The sequence below is a fragment of the Microbispora sp. CSR-4 genome, from assembly GCF_008033685.1.
GTDB lineage: Bacteria > Actinomycetota > Actinomycetes > Streptosporangiales > Streptosporangiaceae > Microbispora.
On the sequence record NZ_VJVX01000043.1, the window covers coordinates 16,685 to 40,832 of the forward strand.

Annotated in this window: 28 protein-coding genes; 13 read left to right on the forward strand and 15 right to left on the reverse strand. The window is 69.6% G+C overall.

Features of this window, described 5'->3' with window-relative positions; all coding sequences use genetic code 11:
* The first annotated feature begins 275 nt into the window (after positions 1-275).
* From FLV34_RS27150 to FLV34_RS27170, 5 genes are all read left to right on the forward strand, one after another.
* Entirely contained in the window at positions 276-2,369 is a 2,094-nt protein-coding gene (locus FLV34_RS27150) for a helix-turn-helix transcriptional regulator (RefSeq protein ID WP_142648160.1), read from the forward strand.
* Positions 2,366-3,298, forward strand: a complete 933-nt coding sequence (locus FLV34_RS27155) for a hypothetical protein (protein ID WP_142648159.1) — start codon at positions 2,366-2,368, stop codon at positions 3,296-3,298. The genes FLV34_RS27150 and FLV34_RS27155 overlap by 4 nt, the downstream gene beginning before the upstream one ends.
* Positions 3,295-4,122, forward strand: a complete 828-nt coding sequence (locus tag FLV34_RS27160) for a DUF6339 family protein (protein WP_142648158.1) — start codon at positions 3,295-3,297, stop codon at positions 4,120-4,122. The genes FLV34_RS27155 and FLV34_RS27160 overlap by 4 nt, the downstream gene beginning before the upstream one ends.
* A gap of 64 nt (positions 4,123-4,186) precedes the next feature.
* Complete coding sequence (locus FLV34_RS27165; protein WP_147944418.1) at positions 4,187-5,155, forward strand: DNA cytosine methyltransferase; 969 nt, start codon at positions 4,187-4,189, stop codon at positions 5,153-5,155.
* A 19-nt stretch (positions 5,156-5,174) separates the two neighbouring features.
* A complete protein-coding gene (locus FLV34_RS27170; protein WP_142648156.1) occupies positions 5,175-6,416 on the forward strand; it encodes a DNA cytosine methyltransferase in 1,242 nt (413 codons plus the stop codon).
* A 162-nt stretch (positions 6,417-6,578) separates the two neighbouring features.
* Here FLV34_RS27170 and FLV34_RS27175 read toward each other — a convergent pair whose 3' ends face one another.
* Positions 6,579-7,247, reverse strand: coding sequence for a DUF5919 domain-containing protein (locus FLV34_RS27175; RefSeq protein ID WP_261985920.1), 669 nt, complete (start codon positions 7,245-7,247; stop codon positions 6,579-6,581).
* Between the two features lie 205 nt (positions 7,248-7,452).
* On the opposite strand from FLV34_RS27175, the gene FLV34_RS27180 reads away from it, so the two are divergent.
* The 4 genes from FLV34_RS27180 (at position 7,453) to FLV34_RS27195 (ending at position 8,814) form a co-directional block, all read left to right on the forward strand.
* Entirely contained in the window at positions 7,453-7,674 is a 222-nt protein-coding gene (locus tag FLV34_RS27180; protein WP_142648154.1) for a hypothetical protein, read from the forward strand.
* 113 nt (positions 7,675-7,787) lie between these two features.
* Positions 7,788-8,006 carry a hypothetical protein gene (locus tag FLV34_RS27185; RefSeq protein ID WP_261985921.1) on the forward strand — a complete coding sequence of 73 codons (219 nt, stop codon included), beginning with the start codon at positions 7,788-7,790 and terminating at the stop codon, positions 8,004-8,006.
* 114 nt (positions 8,007-8,120) lie between these two features.
* Positions 8,121-8,333 (forward strand): DUF397 domain-containing protein, encoded by a 213-nt coding sequence (locus FLV34_RS42705; protein WP_147944420.1) that lies wholly within the window; start codon positions 8,121-8,123, stop codon positions 8,331-8,333.
* A 61-nt stretch (positions 8,334-8,394) separates the two neighbouring features.
* Complete coding sequence (locus tag FLV34_RS27195; protein ID WP_147944421.1) at positions 8,395-8,814, forward strand: hypothetical protein; 420 nt, start codon at positions 8,395-8,397, stop codon at positions 8,812-8,814.
* Between the two features lie 6 nt (positions 8,815-8,820).
* Here FLV34_RS27195 and FLV34_RS42710 read toward each other — a convergent pair whose 3' ends face one another.
* The 5 genes from FLV34_RS42710 to FLV34_RS27215 all read right to left on the reverse strand — a co-directional run bounded on the left by FLV34_RS42710 (position 8,821) and on the right by FLV34_RS27215 (position 10,713).
* Complete coding sequence (locus FLV34_RS42710; protein ID WP_147944422.1) at positions 8,821-9,240, reverse strand: cytotoxic translational repressor of toxin-antitoxin stability system; 420 nt, start codon at positions 9,238-9,240, stop codon at positions 8,821-8,823.
* Complete coding sequence (locus tag FLV34_RS27205; RefSeq protein WP_142623584.1) at positions 9,237-9,650, reverse strand: prevent-host-death protein; 414 nt, start codon at positions 9,648-9,650, stop codon at positions 9,237-9,239. Before FLV34_RS27205 ends, FLV34_RS42710 begins: the two co-directional genes overlap by 4 nt.
* A gap of 104 nt (positions 9,651-9,754) precedes the next feature.
* Positions 9,755-9,886 carry a hypothetical protein gene (locus FLV34_RS42715; protein WP_261985922.1) on the reverse strand — a complete coding sequence of 44 codons (132 nt, stop codon included), beginning with the start codon at positions 9,884-9,886 and terminating at the stop codon, positions 9,755-9,757.
* A 62-nt stretch (positions 9,887-9,948) separates the two neighbouring features.
* A complete protein-coding gene (locus FLV34_RS27210; protein WP_147944423.1) occupies positions 9,949-10,455 on the reverse strand; it encodes a DinB family protein in 507 nt (168 codons plus the stop codon).
* An 18-nt stretch (positions 10,456-10,473) separates the two neighbouring features.
* Positions 10,474-10,713 (reverse strand): hypothetical protein, encoded by a 240-nt coding sequence (locus tag FLV34_RS27215; protein ID WP_147944424.1) that lies wholly within the window; start codon positions 10,711-10,713, stop codon positions 10,474-10,476.
* Positions 10,714-11,001: 288 nt separating this feature from the next.
* On the opposite strand from FLV34_RS27215, the gene FLV34_RS27220 reads away from it, so the two are divergent.
* Entirely contained in the window at positions 11,002-11,283 is a 282-nt protein-coding gene (locus FLV34_RS27220; protein ID WP_142648148.1) for an iron-sulfur cluster assembly accessory protein, read from the forward strand.
* A 118-nt stretch (positions 11,284-11,401) separates the two neighbouring features.
* On the opposite strand, the gene FLV34_RS27225 is transcribed toward FLV34_RS27220, so the two are convergent.
* Entirely contained in the window at positions 11,402-12,157 is a 756-nt protein-coding gene (locus FLV34_RS27225; protein WP_187280749.1) for an SDR family NAD(P)-dependent oxidoreductase, read from the reverse strand.
* Positions 12,158-12,295: 138 nt separating this feature from the next.
* On the opposite strand from FLV34_RS27225, the gene FLV34_RS27230 reads away from it, so the two are divergent.
* Positions 12,296-13,156, forward strand: a complete 861-nt coding sequence (locus tag FLV34_RS27230) for a helix-turn-helix domain-containing protein (protein WP_142648146.1) — start codon at positions 12,296-12,298, stop codon at positions 13,154-13,156.
* 36 nt (positions 13,157-13,192) lie between these two features.
* Here FLV34_RS27230 and FLV34_RS27235 read toward each other — a convergent pair whose 3' ends face one another.
* The 6 genes from FLV34_RS27235 to FLV34_RS27260 are packed head-to-tail and all read right to left on the reverse strand — an operon-like array spanning position 13,193 to position 18,081.
* Positions 13,193-13,984, reverse strand: a complete 792-nt coding sequence (locus tag FLV34_RS27235) for an alpha/beta fold hydrolase (RefSeq protein WP_147944426.1) — start codon at positions 13,982-13,984, stop codon at positions 13,193-13,195.
* 18 nt (positions 13,985-14,002) lie between these two features.
* Entirely contained in the window at positions 14,003-14,590 is a 588-nt protein-coding gene (locus FLV34_RS27240; RefSeq protein ID WP_222709638.1) for a GNAT family N-acetyltransferase, read from the reverse strand.
* A 60-nt stretch (positions 14,591-14,650) separates the two neighbouring features.
* Positions 14,651-15,256 carry a response regulator transcription factor gene (locus tag FLV34_RS27245; protein WP_147944427.1) on the reverse strand — a complete coding sequence of 202 codons (606 nt, stop codon included), beginning with the start codon at positions 15,254-15,256 and terminating at the stop codon, positions 14,651-14,653.
* Positions 15,253-16,434, reverse strand: a complete 1,182-nt coding sequence (locus FLV34_RS27250; RefSeq protein WP_222709639.1) for a sensor histidine kinase — start codon at positions 16,432-16,434, stop codon at positions 15,253-15,255. Before FLV34_RS27250 ends, FLV34_RS27245 begins: the two co-directional genes overlap by 4 nt.
* 10 nt (positions 16,435-16,444) lie before the next feature.
* Positions 16,445-17,173, reverse strand: a complete 729-nt coding sequence (locus FLV34_RS27255; RefSeq protein WP_147944428.1) for an ABC transporter permease — start codon at positions 17,171-17,173, stop codon at positions 16,445-16,447.
* Complete coding sequence (locus FLV34_RS27260) at positions 17,170-18,081, reverse strand: ABC transporter ATP-binding protein (protein ID WP_142648142.1); 912 nt, start codon at positions 18,079-18,081, stop codon at positions 17,170-17,172. Before FLV34_RS27260 ends, FLV34_RS27255 begins: the two co-directional genes overlap by 4 nt.
* A gap of 164 nt (positions 18,082-18,245) precedes the next feature.
* Between FLV34_RS27260 and FLV34_RS27265 the strand changes: the two genes are divergently transcribed.
* A complete protein-coding gene (locus FLV34_RS27265) occupies positions 18,246-19,289 on the forward strand; it encodes an ATP-binding cassette domain-containing protein (protein ID WP_261985923.1) in 1,044 nt (347 codons plus the stop codon).
* Positions 19,286-20,131, forward strand: coding sequence for an ABC transporter permease (locus FLV34_RS27270; protein WP_147944430.1), 846 nt, complete (start codon positions 19,286-19,288; stop codon positions 20,129-20,131). Before FLV34_RS27265 ends, FLV34_RS27270 begins: the two co-directional genes overlap by 4 nt.
* On the opposite strand, the gene FLV34_RS27275 is transcribed toward FLV34_RS27270, so the two are convergent.
* Both FLV34_RS27275 and FLV34_RS27280 read right to left on the reverse strand, forming a co-directional pair.
* On the reverse strand, positions 20,132-23,317 hold the full coding sequence (locus tag FLV34_RS27275) for an AAA family ATPase (RefSeq protein ID WP_147944431.1): 3,186 nt from the start codon (positions 23,315-23,317) through the stop codon (positions 20,132-20,134).
* A gap of 34 nt (positions 23,318-23,351) precedes the next feature.
* Positions 23,352-24,143, reverse strand: coding sequence for an alpha/beta fold hydrolase (locus FLV34_RS27280; RefSeq protein WP_147944432.1), 792 nt, complete (start codon positions 24,141-24,143; stop codon positions 23,352-23,354).
* Positions 24,144-24,148: the final 5 nt, after the last annotated feature.

Below are 24,148 nucleotides of genomic sequence, written 5' to 3' on the forward strand. Positions count from 1 at the left end.
GATCAATAGAACGAATCGGGGTGCGCTTCACCCTTCGGAAGAGCCTTGGGGAACTCGTCCTCGGTGAGGGTCATGCTGCCATATGAGCAACTTAGCCCGCAAGCGGAAAATCTTTGGACTTAAAAGGCCGAATGACGCACATGTGGCCAAATCGCCCTTTTCCGGACTTGAACCAGCTTGAGGACATAGAGACTTCCCCTGCCGGTAGCGTCAAACCAGTGTCAAACGCTAGCCTGAGGCGTCAATTGGCCCTGTCCCACCTGGAGAAACCCGCGATGACTCAGGACGATGACAGCATCACCCGCGATCCGGAGGCGTTCGGGGCCTGGCTCGGCAGACAACTGCGCCGTAAGGGCATGAGCCAGTCGGAGTTAGCGGCCGCCCTGAACGTGACGCGCGCTGCGGTCTCGGCATGGATCACCGGCCGGGCCACGCCTCGGATCGAGAACATTCAGGCGATCGAGGAGATCCTCGACCTGGCCGCCGGCTCCTCCGCGACCCGTGACGAGGCTCCGGAATCGAGCGGCTATGTGGCCTGGCATCATCGCCTAGCGCATTCCGATGGCGGTCGGGAATTAGGAAATCCTGCCGCCTTCGCCTTCGACTCCTCTCTGGCGATAACCGCCAGAGAGGCGACACAGAACAGCCTGGACGAGCGTTGGGACAAGACGCGCCCGGTTCGAGTCCGCTTCACTCTGCACGAGCTCTCCGGCGAACGTCTCCGTCGGCTCCAGGAAGCCATACGGTGGGACGACCTTGCTCCTCACATCGAGGCGGCAGGCGATCAGAAGCAGAAGGTCGGCCGCATGCTGGCCGACGGACTTCGTGAGCTACGAGAGACCGGCAAACTGCTTCTCCTCCGCATCGACGACTACAACGCGAACGGCCTGACCGGTCCCGAGTACGAGGACGGGAGGTTCGCCGCGGTCGTCCGAAGACAGCTCGACAGCCATAAGAAGGGCATTGCCGGCGGGTCTTTCGGTCTGGGCAAGGCGACCATCTGGGGCGCCAGTCGTTTCGGTCTGGTCGTGATGAACAGCACGCTCTCCGAGCCTTACGAGGATCTTCGTGAACGACGTCTCATCGGCCGGATAGATCTTCCCTGGCATGAGCTGAACGGGGTGCAGTACGCGGGTCCTGCCTGGCTCGGCGGTCGGGATCCTCTGAGAGCTTCGGCCGCTCGATCGTGGTGGGCCGGTGAACGTACCGTGGAAGAGCTGTACCTGACTCGAGGAAGCTCCGATCCTGGTACGAGCTTCCTGATCGTCGGAGCGCACGATCCTTCCGGAGAAGCCACGACGCTGGAGGAGATGCACGCCGTTCTGGTGCGTGGCTTGGCCTCCCACTTCTGGGCATCCATGGTCGCAGGACGCGGCCAGGCACCCATGCTGGAGGCATCGGTGGAGGCTCTGCGCGATGGTCAGGCCGTCGTCGCGGAAGAGCGTGTCGACCCTTACCGCTACGAGCCCGCGCGGGCGCGTGCGGTCCGAGCATTCCTCGATAGGACAACTGTGTCGCAACTCGTTCGGGCGGAGGACGTGGTGGAGTTGGCGGTGCCGTTGGCCGTGCCGCCGTCCAAGTCAGATCCGCAGTCGGGTTCCGTGGAGCACGAGGCCGTGCTGTTGGTGACACGGGCGCATGAGGGCGAGGAAAAGCCCAATCGCCTGGTCGGGATGCGCGGCACCCGGATGACGGTGTTGGATCGGCCGGTCACCGGAGTCCCCATCGGTGCGCCCCAATTTCAGGCCGTGCTGCTGGCCGGAAACGCGACAGGGGCTGGGGCGCCGGCTGACGAGGTCGCCGAAGCGTTTCTTCGTGCGGCCGAGCCTCCAGAGCACAATGACTGGAAACCCACCGAGGATCTCACCGCGACATACGCACGCGGTGCCATGACCAGGCTGAGGGAGTTTCGAAGAACGGCCTTCGCCATGGTGCGCAGCGCGGTGAAACCATCGGAACCCGTTGGGCAGGAAGGTCCTCCCGCCATCCTGCGAGACCTGCTGGACCTCGATCCGATACCGCTGCCGCGGACCAAGGGGTATCCGACCGTCAAAAGCGCTACGGGGGAGGTGGACGATGCCGGGGCGTGGCGGATCAGGGTCGAGATCAAGTTGCCGGAGCGAGAAGATCCATGGGTGCTCCGTCCACTACTCAGATTCGCCACTCGTTCAGGCCCGAAACCCGAGGCTCGCTGGGCCGAACTCTTCGCCGAATCGAACTGCGAGCTGATCGGGGACGTGCTGGTATGCGCCGCGAAAGAACGCTCCGCGGTGTTCACAGGCGTCAGCGATGTCTCCAGCCATCCTGTGGCCGGGCGGATGGCGATCGCCGAAGTCGACCTGGTCCAGGCCAAGGATGGCAGGCGATGAAGCAGATCGCGCCCTACCCTGTGCTCGCAGGGGAGCTGACCATGACGGTCCACGAAGTTCGCCTCGATGATGTGGCGCTGCCCTACGACATGATCTCGGAACAGGACCACACTGTTGGGCTGCACCGTGTGAACCGTGAAGACTGGAGCACCCTACGACTGGGCATCCGCGTCAGCGCACCCCGACATGAGTTGGACGCAGGACCCTGGTACAGCCTCGCCTTCTTTGCCACAGCGTCAGAACGGCGGACCAACACCCACTCGGCCGTCAAGCTCATGATGGGCCAGCCGGGCGAATGGACCGGAGAGCTGGATCTCCATCGAGACGACCATTTCGGTCGGGTGCAACTCTCAGGCCACCTCGTGGCGACAGTTGACGAAGTACCAGGGCGAGTAGTTGCGACGGTCGCCCGGCCCTGGATCGTCGATCTTCAGGCGCGGCCGGCGGCGCAGAAGGAGGCCGTCCAGACGCGATGGGTCGACTTTGCCGAGGATCCGCACCTGGCCTGGTGCAAGAGCGATCCCTGGGCGCTGACCACCACCGATGAGGTGGCCACGCTCAATCTGAACAGCGGATTCGACGGATTGCGTGCGATCCTCGAAAGCACGAAGGCCGCCGAGCGTCCGATTCGGGAAGGGCTGGCGGCCCAGATCGGCACCGCCATGTGGACCGCCCTCTTCAACGAGGCGGCTCACCAGGTCGACGGCCGAGATTGGCCGGAGGGCTGGCGTGGGCTGGTGCTCCGTCGCATGCTCCCCACTCTCTTCCCCGATCATTCGCCGGAGGACGCGCTACGCCAGATCGCCGACCTCGGTGTCGGCGGAGTGCAGTCGCGGGTGATGCACGCCGCTGCCAAGCAGGCCCGAATGCCGCGCAGTCTGGGCGGCTTTATCCGATTCCTACAGAAGACCGGTCCGGAGGACGAGTGAACACGACGCTGGGCCTGCTGTCCAACGAAGCCGCCGCACGATTCCTGACAACCGGTGTCCTGGAGAACAGTGAGCCACTGCAGTCCTCCGCGATCGACCAGATGTCGGAGTGGTCAACATGGGAGGCCGAGCCGGTTCGACAACTCTTCGACGAGGCGATGAAGCGCTTCACGCCGGCCGAACGCACCTCTGCGGACGCCTGGCTGGCTCCGGTGCTGCACGCAACACTGCGCTTGACCCGCCGTGAGGCCTCGGACTCGGGGATATGGAACTACCTGGCACTACGACTCGCCCCCGACTACGTCTACTGGAGGCACCTGAGCAGGGGTAATCCACCAACGGTGTCACGTACCCGGTTTTCCGGGCCATTTCATTCCCAGGCCATGGCCCGATTGTGGTGGGCGGCCGAGCTCTTCCGCGACGGACCGGACTATGGACCCGTTGTCGTGGCCTGCAGTAATCAGGATGTGTTGAATACCGTGTTGAGGCTGGATGTGATTCTGCATCGCCCGACCGCTCAAGCGATGATTCGGCTGCTCAACACCGGCGTCGTCCGCACGGGACGACAGGTCAACGCGCTGGCTCAGGCAGTGAACACCGCGGGTAGCACCCTGTCCTACGAGGCGTACGCGCCGGACGACCCCAGGGACGTCGACGCGTACCGCGATTGGATCGAGGAGTTGGCGGGTGTTCTGGTGCCGTACGATTCGCTACCGACCGGCCCTTCGGACGGGCGAGTCCGTTCCACCTCGGTGGACACCTTGGCCACTCTCTTCAAGCAACTCCTTACTGAAAGTCCGGCGGCGGGAGAAATGGCGTTGTAGCTCCGAGGTATCTGATTCAGAGCTGCGATCACATATGCTCGACGATCTGGATCAAGGGGGGTGTATGGGCGAACAGTTCACCAGTCTGGAAATCGGGTCCGGAGTCGGTGGCCAGGCGCTCGGGCTTGAGAGAGCAGGCTTCCGCCCGGTCATGGCGATCGACAACGACGTGCATGCATGCCGGACGTTACGCGCCAACCGGCCGGACTGGAACGTCACCGAACTGGACCTCAAAGACTTCGTCGGAGCCGACTACCGAATCCGGACAGTCGATCTGCTGTCCGGTGGCGTCCCGTCCACTCCTTACTCGATCGCCGGCAAACAGGAGGGCGCCAAGGATGAGCGAGACCTGCTGTCCGTGGCGGTCTGTTTGGCGATCGAGTTGCAGCCCAGGGCGATCATCCTGGAGACCACGCCGTCATTGAAGATGCCCAAGTTCGCAGGGGTCCGGAAGGAGGTCGAAGCCGAGCTCGAGCACCTGGGCTACCGGTGGGAGTGGAAGGTCCTGGATGCGCAGGACTTCGGCGTGCCTCAGGTGCGACGCAGCTGCCTGTTGCTCGCCATGCGGCCGAACGACTTCATGCGATTCGAGTGGCCCGAGCCGACGCACCGCACCGTTCCGACGGTCGGCGAGGTGCTGAGGGAGTCGATGGCGAGCAAGGGTTGGCGTGATGCGGACGCCTGGGCGGCGTTGGCGAATCGTGTCGCCCCGACGGTCGTCGGCGGCTCGAAGAACCACGGAGGTGCCGATCTGGGCCCCACTCGATCCAAGCGCCAGTGGATGGAAGTGGCCGTGAACGCCCACGGCCTCGGGAACGATGTCCCCGATGCAGACTTCGTACTGGACCCGAGCCTCGGGCGGGACGGAGTTCCCAAGCTGACGGTCGAGCAGGTGATGAAGCTCCAGAGCCTGCCGGACGACTGGATCGTCATGGGCGGTAAGACAGCACGCTATAAGCAGGTGGCGCAGGCGGTCCCACCGCCGCTCGCCGAGGCCGTGGGCCGACAGATTGCGGCAGTATTGGCCCAATGATCTCGGTAAGGTGAGGCTCATGACCGCCCGCCCCCTCAGCCCCATCAAGATCGTCGACCTATTCGCCGGATGTGGGGGGCTGACTCAGGGGTTCCATACGTTCAAGCCGGGCGCCTTCCGTACGGTCGGAGCGGTGGAATGGGACATCGCCGCAGCCTCTACGTACGCGGCGAACTTCGCCGAGGAGGCCGGCGGGACCGGCCATATCTATGCAGGTGACATAGCCGGGTGGGATCCCAAGAATGTCGCTTCCGACGTGGACGTGATCCTTGGCGGCCCGCCCTGCCAGGGTTTCTCCGGCTTGGGCAAGGAGGATCCGCTCGACCCCCGGAACAAGCTCTGGAAGGAGTACGTCCGGGTGGTCCTGGCGCTCAAGCCCAAGATCTTCGTCATCGAGAACGTGGACCGCTTCCTGAAGTCGCATGAGTACCAGTTGCTCAAGGCATCGACAGGTGAGCGCGGTGAGTTGCGAGAGTACGTTCTGGAGACGAAGCTGCTGAACGCGGCCGACTACGGTGTACCTCAGACTCGCCGGCGTGTGATCGTTCTGGCCACTCACCGAGACCTCATCGAGTCGCACCCGTCCAAGAAGCCTCTCCAACACCCCAAGCCCACCCACCGGAAGCCCGATAAGAAGAGCGATGGGGCGCTGTTCGAAGCGCTGGAGAGATGGATTCCCGCAAGCGCCGTCTTCAGCTCCACTCCTCCGGAGACGGCGACCACTGAACTACCGGCACGGACCTGTGACCTCCTGGGCCGGACACTCCCGGGCACCTTCCGCACGAGTGACCTTCATATCGGTCGTAACCCGACAGACCTCTCGCGCGAGCGATACAAGGCGATTCCCGAAGGGGGCAACCGTCACAACCTGCCGCCTCACCTGTCGACTCCGAACTGGATCAACCATCGAACCGGTTCCGGAGATGTGATGGGGCGCCTCTGGTGGGACCGTCCCTCAGTGACCATCCGCACCGAGTTCTACAAGCCGGAGAAGGGCCGATACCTCCACCCGAAGGCCGACCGCCCGATCACACACTTAGAAGCCGCGCTTCTCCAAGGCTTCCCCCTCGAGTATCAGTGGGTCGGCAGCAAGATCCAGATAGCGCGTCAGATCGGCAACGCCGTTCCCGTGGGTCTTGCCCAAGCGATCGCCGGCGAGCTGTATCGCTACCTGGCGGCCGCCGAAGCCTGGGAGCATTCCCCAGTCTCCTTGGTGAATCCGGAAGCGCATCCCAGCGGCTCATCCGGTTCTCTCGCGTGAGAACCCGCTGCCCCAAGGTTCCGAAGCACCGTCGCGCGGTCGCGACGTAGTGGACGAGTCGGGCATGGTTGCGGCCTCGAACAGGTCCACTGCTGCTGCGACTACTTCCGACTGAAACAGCATGATCACGAAAGTCGCCACTCATTCCCTGCACCGCTGATGTCATCCCACGCTTGCCTTCGGCCAGATGTCCCGGCCGGCTGACCATAGCTCCTTTACGTGGTAGGCGAAGCGGTCATAGAGGCCGTCGTCTTGGTGGCGCTTGAGGTGCAGGAGCGGCGAGTCGTGACCGACCAGCTTGGCCAGGTGTGGGGTGACGAGCATTTCGTCGTCGAACTGGAATGCCGACATGGCGATGTGCTCGTCACCGAACCGCGCCTCGATGCCGGGCACGTCCTTGAGCTGGTCGAGTTCGGCCAGTGTGATGCGGATCCGCGTGGACACCGTGAGCGGGACACCTTCGGCTTCCTCGCGTCGGCGGGTCACCTCGCTGTCGGGGTCGCCGATCAGGAAACGGACACTGCAGCCCTGCTCGACTTTGCGTTTGAGCACCTTCGCCAGGTTGGGGTGTTCAAGCCAAAGGAAGTAGTTCGTGTATCCCGCCAGCGTGATGGTCGATTTCGCCTCGGTGATGAGCGCCCGCCACACGCTCTTCGGGCAGGCGGATCGGTAGGGATATACGGACACCACTTCTCGATCGGGGCCGATCTTGACCGTGTTCCGAATCGCCTCGGGCCATAACACGGACTCATCCACTCCCAACGCTTCGGCAGCGGCCCACCGATGACGCGGGTGCGGCACGCGTGCCTCGTCAGCCAGCCAGCGGGACACCGTCTTGACGTCTACCTCGCACCGTAACGCGAGGTCCCTTTCGGTAAGTCTCGCACTGGACATGGCTTGGCGTAGAGAGTCATTTGCCACTGGCGACCTCGAATCGGGGGGACGTTGAGGACGTCTCCCGACGGTAACGCGAAACGTCCCGCACGTCCCGCAAACGCAGTGTAAATGTGACGGCACAGTACGTGACTCTGTCGCCATGTCCCCGACGACAACCTTTGCGAACCTGCAGGCCGCGTTCCCCCAATGGACAATCTGGCGGAGCTCAGCGGATCGCCTGTGGGCAACGCGCAATCAGCGACTCACCGACGCGCAGTTGAGTCACGGGCTGAGCCACACCATCGATGCGGACGACGCCGACCAACTCGTTGCGCGGCTCTGCGACCAGGAGGAGCTCGCCGCAGGGTTGCTGCCCCAGTGAGTGCCCTCCGAGAGTCCGCTGTCCGGGCGCTCGATGCTCTGGCTCAGGCCGCCGACGCCTGCCCGGGGCTGCATCTTGCGCCCGAGCAGCCGGGGCACGTCACGCTGCGGTGGATGGCTGAGACCAGGCGCACCGCCCGGGTTCGGGTCGTGGCCCACACCTGCGACCACTGCTCCCCGCTGGCGTACGAACTGTGCGCGTCCGGCGGGCTGCTGTTCGTCCGCCGTACGGACCGGACCAACAGAACGCCGGAAGTCCGCGAGACCGAACGCCTGCCGGACGCGCGGGCGCGCCGGGTGTGGCTGGACGTGCTGCTCGGCCGAGCCCGATAAAGCCGAGCCCGATTAAGCCGAGCCCGATAAAGACAGGCCCGGTGAAGGCGGGCCCAACGAGGACGCCCGCTCGGCGAACCAGCCGGGGCGGGACCACCAACAGGAAGGAGCCCGATGGACCTGTACGACCACGACCTCGCCGGAGCGCGCTTCCGGCGGCTGTGCGGCGGCAACCAGCAGGAGGAGGACATGGAGTCGTGCGTCGAGCTGGCCCCGATTCCGGGCGAGGCGGACGCCTTCGCCCTGCGTGACAGCAAGAACCCGGATGCCGGGACTCTCCGGTTCACCGGTGCCGAGCTTCGCGCGGCCGGCCTGACCACACTGTAGGAGCACGGCGGCCCCTGCCCGCTCGCACCAGGCAGGGGCCACCCCCACTGTACGGAGCGTCATGCACCTGCACTGCTACGTGTGGAGCGGCATCGGGGAAGAGCTGCGCAACGAGGCCGAGCGGCGACCGCCGCTGCCGCCCGCCGACCCCGGTCCGTTCACGAGCTCCCCGCTGCCGCCGATGCGTACGTGCGACTGGCTGCTGAAGCCGGCCCGCCGGATCGACGCCTCTGCGGCCAATCCCGACGACGCGCTCACGTGGCTGGCGGAGCGCTACCGGGCGATGGAGGGCTCCTTCCTCCGCCCGGCCGACGAGGCCCGCATCGGGCTCGACGTACGGCTGCGCAACGCCCGCGAGGCACTCACCGGCGGCGTCGACGTGCAGTGGGGCATCTGGCTGACCGGCGGCCGGTTCCTCACCTGCGGCGTGGTGTGCTGCTCCCCCAACCGCCACGCCGCCTACCGCTGCCCCGCCTCCTGAACCGGCCTACGAGCCTTCCGACCAGAAGATCTGAAGACGAGCAAGCGCCTCATCTCGCGACATGCGGCCGACCTCGGCTTCGGTCAGCCCGGCTCGATGGATGAGGAGATAGACCAGGTCTGCGGGCAGCGCCTCAGCCGGCGCTTGACGGCCTCCCCGGTCAGGCACGATCCCGTCCCGGACGCAGCCCCAGAACTCCTCCTCGGAGACCTGGAGCTGGTCTCGCAGGATATGAGCCCAAAGGCTGGGCCCATAGCGGTCAGGTGGATGTGAAATTCGCGTCCGCAGGATGCCGCCCGTAGGGAGGTCGAACTCGTACGTGACGTGGTGCGTGCCCGTCCGTCCCCTGGCGTCCCGGATTCGCCGCCAGCCTTCGCTCTTGCAGAAACGCTCGTGATCTTCCCGGGTCGGCTGCGGCCACGTCATTGAGCCGCCCCTATCAGCCACTCCCGTAGCTGGTCGTCGCTGCTCAGGCAGATCATCTGCACCAGCCCCCAGTTGTCGCGGTGGTTGACCGCGTCCAACAGGTGGTCCTGCCAATCCTCGGCGTACTCTCGAAGCGCGTCGATCATCTCGTCGATGGCCTCGTCGAACGTCCGCCCGTCCGCGGCGACCGGCAGCCCTGGAATGAAGACCGACCATCCGCCATCCTCGGCCACTACCTGGGCGTTGGATGGGCAGATTCGAGCCAGGAAGTATCGCAAGCGCTCGCCGTCTACTACAGCGGCGGTCCGGTCGTCGCGGCGAACGGTCGCACTCCGACCCCGCTCAGCAGCGTCGAGGAGCTCCTTGAGCTTGGCTCTGGCCTCCGTGTAGCTGGCGAAATGCACTCCCATGCCACTTCCTCTCGTCCCACTGCCAATATCGGATCGAGAGAAACGTACGTCAAGTACGCGAAGTACTTGGACCCGCACGGCGTACTCCGGGGTTGTCGATCCGATCAGGCGCCGCCGGTCACCTTGATGGCCTGTGCGGTGATGCCGGTGTTGGCGGCCGAGACCAGGCGCACTGCCGGGCGCGGGTAGTGGCCCGTGCAGTGGGGCATCTGGCTGACCGGCGGCCGGTTCCTCACATGCGGCGTGGTGTGCTGCTCCCCCAACCGCCACGCCGCCTACCGCTGCCCCGGCTCCTGACTCAGTCGAGGACGAGGAACTGTTTGCCGTCGATCAGCTCGCGTACGGCGTCGAGATGGCCGGCATGGGTCGCCGTCTCGACGATGACGTGGAGGATCGCCGAACGCAGGTCGCGCGGCGGCCGGTCGTCGCGGAAGTCCGGCCACCAGCGCGGCGCCTGGTCCAGGCCGCTGGAGGCGATCACCTTGTCGGCGCGCGCCGTCTCCTCGCGGTAGAGGTCGAACACCTCCGAGGCGGGCAGGTCGGCGGGCACCTGCCACGCGTCGGCCGAGGTGGCGAACGAGGCCACCGCTTCGGGGTCGCCACCGAAGACCGCGCGGAACCAGAAGCGCTCGACGTCGAGGGCGAGGTGGTGGACGAGGCCGACCGGGGTCCAGGCCGACGGAAGGACAGGACGCCGGAGGTCGGCCTCGTCCAGGCCGTCGAGGATGTCGAGGACGTGCCGCCGCTTCCAGTTCAGGTAGCCGAGGAGGGTCTCGACCTCACTCGATTCCGGTGACGAGCTCATGTGCGATCTCCCCTTCGGTCACTCTGTCGCGATGGCGTCGAGCAGCCGCTGGAGGACAGCGCGATCGCCGGTGGTCTTCAGCCGCTCCCCGAGCCGGACGGGCGGGGTCCCGTCGATCACCAGGGCCTTGAGACCGGCCGAATCGATCCCGAGGGGCGTCGTCGTCTCCCGCAGCAGGGACTGCCGGCCCCATCGGCTCAGGTGCACGAGGATCGGCTCCAGGTCGTGGCCCCACTCGGTGAGCTCGTAGAAAAACAAGTAAATAGCTTTGCATATGTAGCGTCCTGTGCGCTGTTGCCACACTCAGGACACCGCGCGAACAAGCGATGGCAAGAGGACCGATGGGCGGCAGTTATCAGGACAGTGATCGCCAGGACGTGCACGGCCGGAGCGCTACGCGGTTTCGTCCCCGGATCGGGGGTACGGCGTAACGAGGTCGGAGTGGCCGGCGTCGCGCACGCGCCGTCGGGCCGTCCCGACCACATGGGGCCGGAGGTTTCTCCGGCCGTACGGAAAATCCGCCCCCATTCGTGAAGGAGCAAGTCAATGCTGACGCTGACCGACAACGCCGTCATGGCGATTCGTGATCTGACGGCCGGTGACAACATCCCTGATGAGGCGGGCCTGCGACTGGCGGCGAGGCCCGGCCCGGAAGCCTCCCTCGAACTGTCTCTGGTGAGCGCGCCGCAGGCCGGCGACCAGGTGATCGAGAAGGCGGACACCCGGGTCTTCGTCGAGGCGGAGGTGGCGCCCTCGCTCGACGACAAGACGCTCGACGCCGAGATCGGCGCGGAGGGCCAGCACACCTTCCTGCTCATGCGCCAGTAGAACCATCTCTGGCGGTGCGTAACCGCGGCCCGAGTCGTGCGGGCCCGCAGGCCGTCCGGCCCAGACCAGCCGGCGGCTACGGCGCGGGCTCGCATCGGGTCGTCACAGCGAACAGGTGTCAGGCCCCGCCGGTCACTTTGATCGCCTGTCCGGTGATGCCGGTGTTGGCGGCCGAACCCAGATAGACGACGGCGTTCGCGACCTCGGCGGCGTCGAGCAGGCGGCCGATCGGAGCCCGCGCGCTGTAGTGCCCGCCCCATTGCTCGGCCATCTCGGCGTTCGTCTCGGTCCTGGTGAAGCCGGGCATGACGACGTTGGACAGGATGTCGCCGGCCTTCCCCAGCCCGAACGCGGCTGACCTGCTGAAACCGTGCAGCGCCGCCTTGGCCGCGCCGTAGAACTCCCCGCCGGGCATGCCGTCGACCGCGATGCTCGACGAGATGTGCACCATCCGGCCCCATCCGCGCTCGCGCATCGACGGGACGACCGCCCGGCTGAGCCGCAGCGCGCCCTCGACGTTGACCCGGATCACCTTCTGCCACCTCACGTCGGGCACGGCGTCGAACGGGAGGTCCGCTTCCGGCTCGTCGGCGCCCCAGTGCACGGCGTTGTTGACCAGCACGTCTATCCGGCCCGACCACGCGAGCACGCTCTCGACCAGGCCGCGGGCCGCTTCGTCGTCGTCCATCTCGTACGGCGCGACGAGCGAGCGTCCGCCGATCTCCTTGGCGAGCCGTTCCGCACCGTCCTGCGCGTGGTGATAGGTGAGCACCACGTCGGCTCCTTCGGCGGCGAACCCGCGGGCGATCTCCCGCCCGATGCCGCCGGAGGCCCCCGTCACGATGACCGTACGGCCGGTGAGTCCCAGATCCATGTCGGCGCTCCTCATGTCAGTGACAACCGTGAACAGCACCGAGGATCCGGTGACGGGGACCACCCGAGGGAGGCCGGGCCAAGACTGGCCCCCGCAGGGCCACGATCGGAGGCGAGGTCGCTCGGTAGCCTGCGAAGCGTGAGCGACAACACCCTGGGAGAGTTCCTGCGGTCCCGTCGTGAGGCGGTCACCCCCGCCGAGGTCGGGCTGCCCGGCGGCGGCCGGCGCCGCACCCCCGGCCTTCGCCGTTCCGAGCTGGCCACGCTGGCCGGGATCAGCGTCGAATATCTCACCCGGCTTGAGCAGGGGCGGGACCGTCACCCCTCGGTGCCCGTGCTCGCCGCCCTCGCCGACGCGTTGCGCCTGTCGTCCGACGACCGCCTCCATCTGCTCCACCATTTCAAGGCGGCCGACGGTGCCGGTCGGCTCGTCGGCCCGTGCCAGGGGCCGCCCGCGCAGTCGGTCCGCCCCACCGTCCGGGCGCTGCTCGACCGGCTCGAACCCGCCCCGGCGGTGGTCGTCAACCGGCTCGGCGACGTGCTCGCCCACACGAACGGCTACGAGCGGCTCGCCGGTCCCATCGGACTGCTGGACCGCAGGCCGCCCAACCTGGTGCGGTACGTCTTCGCCGACCCCCGGGCCAAGGCCGCGTACCCCGAGTGGGACCGGGTCGCCGGCGAGCGGCTCGCCGCGCTGAAACCGGGGATTTCCCGGGAGGACCCGCACGTCGAGCGCCTCGTCAACGAGCTGACCCTGGCCGTCGGCGCGCCCTTCACCGACCGGTTGGCGACGCCGCCCGGCCCGCCCAGGCGCACCGGTCTCGAACGGCTGGCGCATCCCGAGGCGGGCGAACTACGGCTGGCCTACGAGACCCTCGGCCTGTCCGGCGACGACAGCCAGGTCCTGATCGCCTATCTCCCCGCGGACGACGCCACCGCCGCCAGGCTCGACCGCCTCACGGGCCGCCATCCCGGCGCCCTCCGCGCCGTTTCGGGCTGATGATCGCTGATTCCCGGCATGGTCTAACGGCATGGTCTAACGGATCGCCACTCTGTCGAGCCATTCGCCGACGAGCGCGGCCAGCAGCCCGGTCTGCTCGTGCGGCAGCGCGTGCCCGGCCCGGTCGAGGACGGCGTAGGTGGCATGCGGATAGCGCGCCACCAGCTCCCAGGCGCCGGCGTACCCCACCGTGGAGTCCTGGCGCCCGGCGAGGATCAGGGTCGGGCCGGCGTACGGGGAGACGTCGCTCAGCCGCCATTGTTCGAAGACCCGCCCGAGGCCGTCCCTGTCGACGAGGGGCAGGGCCGGGGCCACGTGCTCCCGGAACCGTTCGAGCGTGGCGGGCGTCTGCACCACGAAGTAGTCACGAAACTGAGCCTGCTCGGCCGGGCTCAGCACCCCGGCCACGTCGGCCGAGGCGTGCAGCACCTCGTGTGCGGGCACGTCACGCGCGTCCTCGCCGAGCGGGCAGATCAGCGCCAGCCCCGCGACCTGGTCCGGACGGCGGGCGGCGATGCCCCGGGCCAGATATCCGCCGAACGAGTGGCCGACGACCGCGAACGGCCGATCGCCGGCGACGGCGTCGACCAGACCGAGCACGAGATCGAGGACGTCGTCGGAACCGCGGAGCCGGTCCCCCACCGGAGTGCGCCCCATGCCGGGCAGGTCGGGGTAGACGCGCCGATAGCCGGGCCGGTCGCGGAAGACCGGTTCCAGCGCGCCGGCCATCTCGCGGTGGTCCACTCCCGCTCCATGCAGCGCCAGAACGGGCATGCCGTCGCCGTGCTCGGCGAAATGCACTGGTATGCCGCTGATCTCCACGTCCATTTGGTCAACCTAGCCAGATCAGGCGGGGGCCGTTCGGGAAACGAGCCACTGCTCCCGGGTGATCGCATACTCGACCTCGCCGAGCTCGCTGCCGGGGAGCGGCTCCTCCCAGTCCATGTGGAACGTACGGACGTACTGCATGCCGATCGTGGCCATCGTCGCGCGGGAGGCGGCGTTGACCGCCATGGTCTCGGCGAAGACGCGGTCGAGCCGGAGGTCTTCGAACGCGTAACGAAGCAGCTCGCGGGCTCCCTCACTGCCCAGGCCCTGGCGCCAGTAGCGCCGCAGGAGCCGGTATCCGAGCTCGGCCTGTCCGTCGGCCGGGCCCTGGTCGGCACGCGCGGGCGGCTCCAGAAGCCACCAGCCGACGAAGCGCCCGTCCACGAACCCGGCCCAGAAGCCGAGCCCGGCGGCGCGGTGCGCGACGTCGAGCCGCTGACGGTGGAGGGCCTCCACCTCCTCGCGGGTGCGCGCACGGCCGGTGAGGTAGCGCATGACCTCGGGATCGGCGTCGAGCTCGATCTCGTGCTCAAGGTGGTCGTCGGACAGCGGCACGAGCGTGATGCGGTCGGTCTGCAACATCGGCTGCGACATGGGCTCTGACATGCGGGCGATTCTCGCGCCCGAGCCGCTTTCCGGTCATTCCCTTTTTCCGGAAACGGCGCGTCAGAGCCAGCCCTGTTCGTCGGCTATCAGCGCGGCCTCGGCGCGGGTGCTCGCGCCGGTCTTGCCGATCGCCGCCGACAGGTGGTTGCGTACGGTCCCGGCCGACAAGTGCAGGCTCCGCGCTATCTCGGCCACCGTGCCGCCCTGCCGGGCCGCGCGCAGCACGTCGCGCTCCCGCGGGGTCAGCGGGCTCGACCCGCTGGCGAGCGACTCGGCGGCCAGGGCGGGATCGACCACGCGCAGGCCCGCGTGCACCCGGCGCACCGTGTCGACCAGGTGCTCAGGCGGCGCGTCCTTCACGACGAAGCCCGAGGCGCCGTTTTCCATGGCACGGGCGAAGTAGCCGGGCCGCCCGAAAGTCGTGCAGATCACCACCCGGCACGACGGGAGCGCGGCGCGCAGGTCGGCCGTGACCTCCAGGCCGTCCCTGCCCGGCATCTGCACGTCGATCAACGCCACGTCGGGCCGGGCGCGCCGGGCCGCCTCGACGACCTCCTCGCCCGAGCCGACCTGGGCCACCACCTCGATGTCGGGCTCCAGCGCGAGCATCGCCGCGAGCGCCCCGCGTACGAGCGCCTGGTCGTCGGCGAGCAACACCCTGATCATGCGCGGCTCGCCCGCAACCGGAAGCCGCCCGCGGGCAGCGGGCCCGCCTCGACCCGCCCGCCGACGGCGCGCAGCCGCTCGGCCAGGCCGGACAGGCCGTTGCCGGGCTTCGCCGCGTGCCGCCCCGCGGTTTCTCGCCCCGTGTCTTGCCCCGTGCCGTTGTCGCGCACCTCAAGCCAGTCGTCCCCGAGCAGCACCTCGCACCGGGTGGCGCCGCTGTGCCGGATCACGTTGGTGACCCCCTCTCTCAGGACGTACGCGAAGGGCTCGGCCAGCTCGGCCGGCACGTGGTCGGCGGACGGCGGGAGGATCGGGCTGATCCCGGCGGCCCGCAGCGCGGCGCGTGCCCCCGCCAGCTCGGCGGCGAGGGACGGCCGGCGGCGGCCCGACACGGTCAGGCGCACCTCGCCGTGCGCCTCCCGGGACAGCCGTTCGACGTCGCGCAGCTCGGCCATAGCGCGTTCGACGTCGCCGCCACTCTCCAGCACCCGGCGGGCCAGGGCGGTCTTCACCGTGATCGTGGTCAGGCTGTGCCCGAGCACGTCGTGGAGGTCCCTGGCCAGCCGGTCGCGCTCGGCCGCCGCGGCCAGCGCCGCGATCTCCTCGTGGGCCTGGCCGAGCTGGACGACGAGCCGGATCAGCAGCGTCACGGCCACCGGGATCACGACCCCGGGGACGAGGCCGCCCACGTGCTCCCAGGTGACGGGGCCGGGGGCGAGCCACTGTGCGAGCACCTGAAGCAGCCAGGTCGCCGCCGCGAGCAGCACGCCCCAGCGGGCCGGAAGCAGCCAGGCCGCCACCGCGAGCACGTAGCTGAACACGCCGGCATGGCCGAGATAGAGCGGGCCGTCGCGCAGCAGGGCCGCCACGGCCGCCAGCGCGAACAGCGCCCCGACGAGCAGGATCCGCCGCCGGGGCGGCAGGCGGATCCCGGCGATCATGGACCAGAGCCAGCCCGCCGCGTACAGGACAGTGACGGCGCCGAGCGCGATCCGCACCGCCGGGGCCTGCGGCCCGGATCCGTCCGGCCTCAGCGCCTCCCGCAGCGTCTCCCACAGCGGCCAGACCAGCAGGAGCGCCAGCACGAGGACGCCGCGGACGTGAGCCGAGCGAGACCCCGGCCGGGCCGGGTTCCACACCGGCCAGGCGGAACGCCCCCATACGCCCTGCTCGCCCACGTCAATCACCCTAGGCCCGCGCCGTGTCGCGGCGATACCGGACGGCCACGGCGACGCCCAGCACGAGCGTGTACAGCGCCAGGACCAGCACGGCCACCCCGCTGCCTCCCCCGCTGCTGTGCCCGCCCAGCGCGGCGGCGTGGCCGATCTCGGCGAGCCAGTAGCTCGGCAGGACCTTGGCCACCACCGCGAGCGCGGCGGGGAACGTGCTCACCGGGATGAACAGCCCGCCGACGAAGCTGAGCACCAGCACCACCGCCCCCTGGTACGCCTGGAGGCCCCGGGCACTGGCGAACTGGCCGATCAGCAGGCCGAGCAGGGCGAACGGCCCCGTGCCCGCCCACACGCCGAGCACGGCCGTCGCCCAGCCGCCCGCGGACAGGTCCCCCCCGCCGGTGAGCGCGGCGACCAGCGACACCCCGGCCACCGGCGGCAGCGCCACGACCATCGCCACCGACGCCTTGGCCAGCAGATAGCCGCCGCCGCTGAGCGGAGTCAGCCGCAACTGGCGCTGCCAGCCGATGCCGCGCTCCACCGCCGTACGTGCCCCGACGTCGAGCGCCGCCTTCATCGCCCCGAACACCGCGACCCCGCCCATCACGTACGCCGCGGGAGCGCCCTGGTCGGCGAAGCGGTCGGCCATCAGCAGATAGATGCCCACCGGCAGGGCGACCGCGAACAGCAGGAACTTGGCGTCCCGCAGGGTCCGTCTGATCTCGAATGCGAGATATCCGGTCATCGCACGGCCTCCGCTGCTCCGGTCAGGCGCAGGAACGCCTCCTCCAGGCCCAGCGCGCCGACCTCGACGTCCCGCACCTCGGGATAGCGCGCCAGCAGGTGCCGTACGACCAGGTCGGAGTCGGTGCAGCGGAGCTCGGCCCGGCCGTCGCGCACGTGCGCCGCAGTCACGCCCGGGAGCGCGCCCAGGTCCTCGGCGCGCGCGCCGGGCACGGTCGCGGTCACCGTACGGCCGGACACCTCGGCCATGACCGCCGATACCGGGCCGTCGGCCACGACGCGGCCCGCGTGCATCAGCACGACCCGGTCGGCGTACGCCTCGGCCTCCTCCAGGTAGTGCGTGGAGAACAGCACGGTGCGGCCGGTCTCGGCGAAGGCGTGCATCGACTGCCAGAACTCCCGCCGGGCCGTCACGTCCATGGCCGCCGTCGGCTCGTCGAGCACCAGCAGGCCGGGGCCGGACACCAGGGCCATGGCGAACCGCACCCGCTGCCTCTGGCCGCCGGACAGCAGCGCGGCCCGGCGACCGGCGAGGCCGGCCACCCCGGCGCGGCCCAGCACCTCCTCCACCGGCAGCGGCGTCCGGTGCAGCGACGCGATCAGCGCCACCGTCTCGCGGACGGTCACGTCGTCGAGCAGCGTGCCCTCCTGCGGCATCACGCCCACCAGGCCGCGCCGCACCGCCTCATGCGGAGACGCGCCGAACACGGCGATCTCCCCCGCGTCCGGACGGCTCAGCCCGACGACCATGTCGATCGTGGTGGATTTTCCCGCGCCGTTCGGGCCGAGCAGGGCCACCACCTCCCCCCGGTCCACCACCAGGTCGACTCCGTCGACCGCGCGGGTCTCGCCGTACGTCTTGCGCAGCCCCGCGATGGAGAGGGCGGGGGCGCCGTCATGAAGGTTCATGCGACAAGCCTCCGCCGCCGCCTCGACGCGGGCCCCCGCCGTCTGTCACGACCCGCCCACGACAGATGTCACGGATCCGGGTCGTGTCGGCCCGCAACGGTGCCCGCTAGATCGGATCTAGCGGCGTCCGCGCCGGATCTGGCGCCTGTTTCGTGAACGTTTGGATGAAACGGAGACGACAGATCATGCACGACCTGGCGATAGAGACATCGGGCCTGGTCAAGACATTCGGCGACAACCGCGCGGTGGACGGTCTCGACCTCACGGTGCCGGCCGGCACGGTATATGGCGTGCTCGGCCCCAACGGGGCGGGCAAGACCACGGCGGTCAAGATGCTGGCGACCCTGCTGCGCCCGGACGGCGGCGAGGCCAGGGTCTTCGGCCACGACGTGCTGCGCGAGGCCGACGCCGTACGCGGCCGGGTGAGCCTGACGGGCCAGTACGCCTCGGTGGACGAGGAGATGACCGGGGTGGAGAACCTGGTCCTGCTCGGCAGGCTGCTGGGCCACAGGAAGGCCGCCGCCAAAGACCGGGCCATGCAGCTGCTCGAGGCGTTCGGGCTGACCGAGGCCGCCCGCCGGCAGGTCAAGAACTACTCGGGCGGCATGCGCAGAAGGCTGGACATCGCGGCCAGCATCCTCAACACGCCCGACCTGTTGTTCCTGGACGAGCCCACGACCGGCCTCGACCCGCGCAGCCGCAACCAGGTCTGGGACATCATCAGGATCGTGGTCGCCCACGGCACGACCGTGCTGCTCACCACGCAGTATCTGGACGAGGCCGACCGGCTGGCGGGGCGCATCGCGGTCATCGACCACGGCAGGGTCATCGCCGAGGGCACGCCGGGCGAGCTCAAGTCGTCGGTCGGCTCGGGGGCGGTGCACGTGCGGCTGCGGGACGCCGCGCAGCGGCCGGAGGCCGAGCGGGTGCTGGCCAAGGAGCTGAACACCCAGGTCCATCTGGAGGCCGATCCCATGGCCCTGACCGCCCGCGTCGCCGGGGAAGACGCCGACGCGGCCCCGGAGCGGGCCTCGCGCGCCCTCGCGGCGCTGGCGGCGTCCGGCATCGTCGTGGACGACTTCTCCCTCGGCCAGCCCAGCCTCGACGAGGCCTTCCTCGCGCTGACCGGCGCGCCTCCCGGGGAGCACAGCCTTGCCCTTACGGATCACCCGGCCACCGGCGAGAACGCTCAGGAGGAGGCGGCATGAGCGCCACGACCACCGAGACCGGCACGTCCTTCGTCCCCGCCGCCGACACGCTCGGCGCGGTCCTGGCGCCTGGCGTACGCCCGCCGCGCCCCAGCGCCCTGTCGGCCTCGCTGACGTTCGGCTGGCGGGCGATGTTGAAGATCAAGCACGTGCCCGAGCAGCTCTTCGACGTCACCGCGTTCCCGATCATGATGACGTTGATGTTCACCTATCTGTTCGGCGGTGCGCTGGCGGGCTCGCCGACGGAGTATCTGCAGTTCCTGCTGCCGGGCATCATGGTGACGAGCGTCGTCATGATCACGATGTACACCGGGGTCGAGGTCAACAAGGACATCGAGAAGGGCGTCTTCGACCGCTTCCGCAGCCTGCCGATCTGGCGGCCGTCGACCATGGTCGGCTACCTGCTCGGCGACGCGTTGCGCTACACGATGGCCTCGACGGTCATCCTCGTGGTCGGCCTCGTGCTGGGTTTCCGCCCGCAGGGCGGGGTCGCCGGCGTGGTGGCCGCGATCGCGCTGCTGGTGGCCTTCTCGTTCGCGTTCTCGTGGATCTGGACGATGTTCGGGCTGCTGCTGCGCAGCGAGAAGTCGGTGATGGGCGTCAGCATGATGGTGCTGTTCCCGCTCACCTTCCTCAGCAACGTCTACGTCGACCCGCAGACCATGCCGGGCTGGCTGCAGGCGTTCGTCGGGGTCAACCCCATATCCCACCTGGTCACCGCGGCGCGTTCCCTGATGGCGGGCAGCCCGGACACCGGGGAGATCACCTGGGTGCTGGTCTGCGGCGCGCTGTCGGTCGTGATCTTCGGCGCGCTGACCATGCGGCTCTACAACCGCAAATAGTCACAGGCGCCAGGTGATCTCGTGGCCGGGCTGGTAGCGGCAGGTGGCGCCGGTGGAGACGGCCGCGCGGAGGTGCGCGGCCAACGCGGGATGCAGGTGGTCGAGCTTGCGCAGCACGTCGCGGATGCGGGCGGTGACGGCCTTGCGGGCGCGCTCCGCCTCGTCGCCGAGACGGCGGTCCCGGCCGCCCAGACCGGAGGCGGAGCGCAGCTCGGCCAGCAGGGCCGCCCGTTCCCTGTCGAACTCCGCCGCCCGGCCGTCGTCGCCCCGCCCGGCCGCCCGGTCGATCTCCTCATCGAGCAGGGCGAGCCGGCGCCGATAGCGCGCCTTGGCCTCCTCGTCGAGGACCGCGTCGCCGCCCATCCCCCGGGCGGCGACGACCAGCTCCCCGCCCTCCGGATCGAGCAGCCGTACGGCGGGCAGGTCGGCCCCGGGATGGCTCAGCAGGAGATGGAGGTCGCGCAGGCCCTTGGCGTCGGGCAGGCGGACGGTGTGGCCGCCGAACCCCAGGGTCCAGACCGCGCCGTCCCGCCGGAACTCGGCTCCGGCGCCGGGCGGTGTGCGGCTCCTGCGGACGCGCTCCAGGACGTGCCGCATGCCGAGCCGGCGCGCCTCGCTCTCCACGTCGTCCAGCAGCTTCCCGGCCTCCTCGGCGTCGCCCGGGCGGCACCGCCGCAGCAGCGCCTCGCCGAGATGCGCCCGCGCCTCGACGGACCACGGGCGGGCGAGCAGCAGCTCGGCGGAGTGCCAGGCGGCGGTGAACCCGTCGATCGCCTCGTCCCAGCGTTCCTGCGCCGCGTCGACAAGGGCACGCAGGAGGACCACCGGGCCGCCGATGTCCCAGCCGTACATCGACACCGCCCAGGTGCCGAGATAGGGGTCGAGCTCGGTCCGCGCCTTCTCGCACAGCTCCGGGTCACGCGACCAGGCGGCCACCATGGCCTGGAACCGCAGCCACAGGGGCTGCACCGCACGTCGCGGCTCGCCCCTCGCCATGGTGTCGCGCAGGTGGCGCAGCGCGGTCGCGCCGTCTCCCCTGCGCAGCGCGGTCATCCCTTCGAGCAGGCCGGGGCAGGGGTGCCCGCCCCGGCGCAGCGCCCGGTGGATCTCGTCCAGGCCGTCGTCGCGGCCCTGGAGCATGCGTACGGCCCAGCGGTGGTGGTCCAGCATGTAGAGGCAGTGGTCGTGCCCGTGCTCGAACCGGGCGAGCTCGTCGAGCAGGGCCTCAGCCTGGGCGAAGTCGCCCGTGAGGGCGGCGATGATGCTGCGGTCGCTGGCCGTCGCTATGTCGATGCGCGGCAGGTCGGCGCGGCCGCCGAGCGCTACGAACTCGCGGAACTGGTCGAAATAGGCGGGGTCGCCCTGTTCGAGCAGTGCCACCCAGCGCAACGCGGCGGCGATGCTCTCCATCTCGACGTCGCCCGTGCGGTGGGCCAGGGTCAGTAGCTCTCCGGTGAGCGCCACCCTCTCCGGTGCGGTGCCCAGGCCCCAGATGGCGTCGTGGGAGGCCCACAGGCTGAAGGCCAGCGCCTCGTCGTCCTCGCCGCGCCGGGCGAGCAGCGCCACGTGGATGGCCAGCTCCCGTGCCAGGTGGTCGAGGGACAGCTCCTCGCCGGGAGGCCGGCCGTCCCGGACCAGCGCGGCGTGCGCCTCACGCAGCAGATCTGCGACCAGCGGACCACCGTCGCCACCGCAGGACGCGTAGAAGGTCAGCGCCACCCTCGCGATGAGCTGGGGCTCGCCGATCTCCCGGGCGACGTTGGCCGCCTCCTCGAACGCGCGCCGGCCGCCGTCGCGGTCATGCCCGTGGAAGACCTCTCTGCCGAGTTCGAGTGCGATCAGGACGCGCCGGCGGTGCTCACCGGCGACGGCGGCCAGTTCGAGCGCCCGGCGATAGTGCCCGAGCGCCTCCTCGGTGGCCAGGCGCGCGGCGGCGTCGCGGGCCGCGGCGAGCAGCCGGTCGGCCGCGTGGGCCGGCTCGACGTGGTCACCGGCCAGATAGGCGTGCCGGGCCACGTCGGCGGAGAGCACATGCTCCGCGAGAGCCGGCGACCGCTCCACGGCGTCGACCACCGCGGCGTGCCGCCGGGCCGCGGCCTTCTCATCGAGCGACTCGTAGAGCGTCTGGCGGACCAGATCGTGCGCGAACGCGAACACCTCGCCGCCTGCCGACCCGCCCCCTGCCGACCCGCCCCTTGCCGACCCGCCCTTCGCTATGACGAGCCGGGCGGCCACCGCCTGGTCGAGCAGCCGTTCCACCTGGAGGACGGGAGCGGCGGCGACGGCGGCCAGCACCTGGCGGTGGAACTCACGCCCGAGCACCGCGGCGGTGACGAGAAGGTCCACGACCGGCGCGGGCAGCAGGGACAGCCGCCGCAGCAGGGTGTCGCGAACGCCGGGAGCGATCGTGGCGACCGAACCGCCGCTGCGCCACAGCCGCGCGGTCTGCTCCACGAAGAAGGGGTTGCCGCCGGTGCGCCGGTGCACCTCGGCGACGAGGTCGGCGGACGGATTCAGGCCGGCGGCGCGGGTCATCAGCGCGCCGACCTCCTCGCGTTCGAGCCCGGTCAGGGTCACCGTGGTCGCCCGCGCGACGAGCGGCAGCACGAGGGGCCGCAGCGGATGGTCCGCCGACTCCACCTCCACGTCGCGGTAGGTGCCCACCAGCAGCACCCGCTCGAACCAGGTGTGCTGGGCCGCGAAGTCCAGCAGCCGGAGCGACGCGGCGTCGGCCCAGTGGAGGTCTTCGAGCACGACCACCAGGGGACGGCTCTGGGACACCGCCACCAGGGCGCTCGTCACCGCGTCGTACAGCCGGAAGCCCTCGGCCGCGTCGGCGCTCGGCGACTCGCCCAGCAGCGCGGCCAGTCCGGCGCCCCCGGCGTCTTCGGCCGCCGCCCACTCCTCGGGCGCGGCCCACCGCCGCATTCCCCGCAGCACCTGCACCCACGGCCAGTAGCCGGGGGCGTTGTCGGACTCCCAGCAGGCTCCGCCGAGGACCAGCGCGCCCAGGCGCCTGGCCTCCTCGGCCGCGCTGGTGACGAGCGTGGTCTTGCCGATGCCGGCCTCACCGGCGACCAGCGTCAGGCCGCCGTGACTGCCGACCGCCCGCGCGATCTCGGCGCGCAGCAGCGCGGCAGGATGCTCCCTGCCGATGAGCTGAGGGATCGCGCCGTCGATTCGCATGCCGATTCGACGGTAGCCGCCCGCTCCGACATTTTCAGCCGAGAAACTTCGTGAGGATCTCCGCCAGCGCCGCCGGCCGCTGCAACACCGCGTGGTCCTCGCCGGGCATCACCCGGAGTTCGGCGCCGGGCACGGTCGCCGCGACGGCCTTCGTCCCCTCCGCCAGGTTCGGCGCGGTCTGGTCGCCGTACACCGCCAGCACCGGCACGCCGATCCGGGCGAGCCGCTCGTACGGCATCACCTGCCAGATCTCGCTGACCAGCACGTCGTACGGCAGGCTGGGCGCCTTGTCGGCCAGGAACGCCCACCCCGGCCCGGCCTTCATCCCGGCGATCGCCTCGGTCGGCACTCCGACCGCCTCGTGGAGGAACAGCTCCACCGTGCCGTCGCGGTCACCGGCGGCCACCAGGGCCTTGAGCCGGTCGTAGATGTCGGCCGCCGGCCTCGGCTGGTTCTCGTCCGCGCAGTACGGCGGCTCGTAGACGGCCACCCGGTCGATCGGCAGGCCGCGCATGACCCCTTCCAGCACGAGGATCGCGCCCGAGGAGTGGCCGAACGCCGAGGCCCGGCCGCCGACGTGCTCGATGACGGCCGCCAGGTCGTCGATCTCGTTGGCGACCCGATAGTCGTCGCTCTTGTCGTCGCTGCCCGCCCGGCCGCGCCGGTCGTACGTCACGACGGTGAACGCCGACGCGAGTTCGGCGGCGAGCCCGGCGACGGTGGAGCGGTCGTTGAACGCGCCGCCCACGAGGACCACCGGCGTGCCCTGGCCGATCGTGTCGACGGCGAGGGTCGTGCCGTCCTTCGAGGTGATGTGCTCGGTCATGTCCG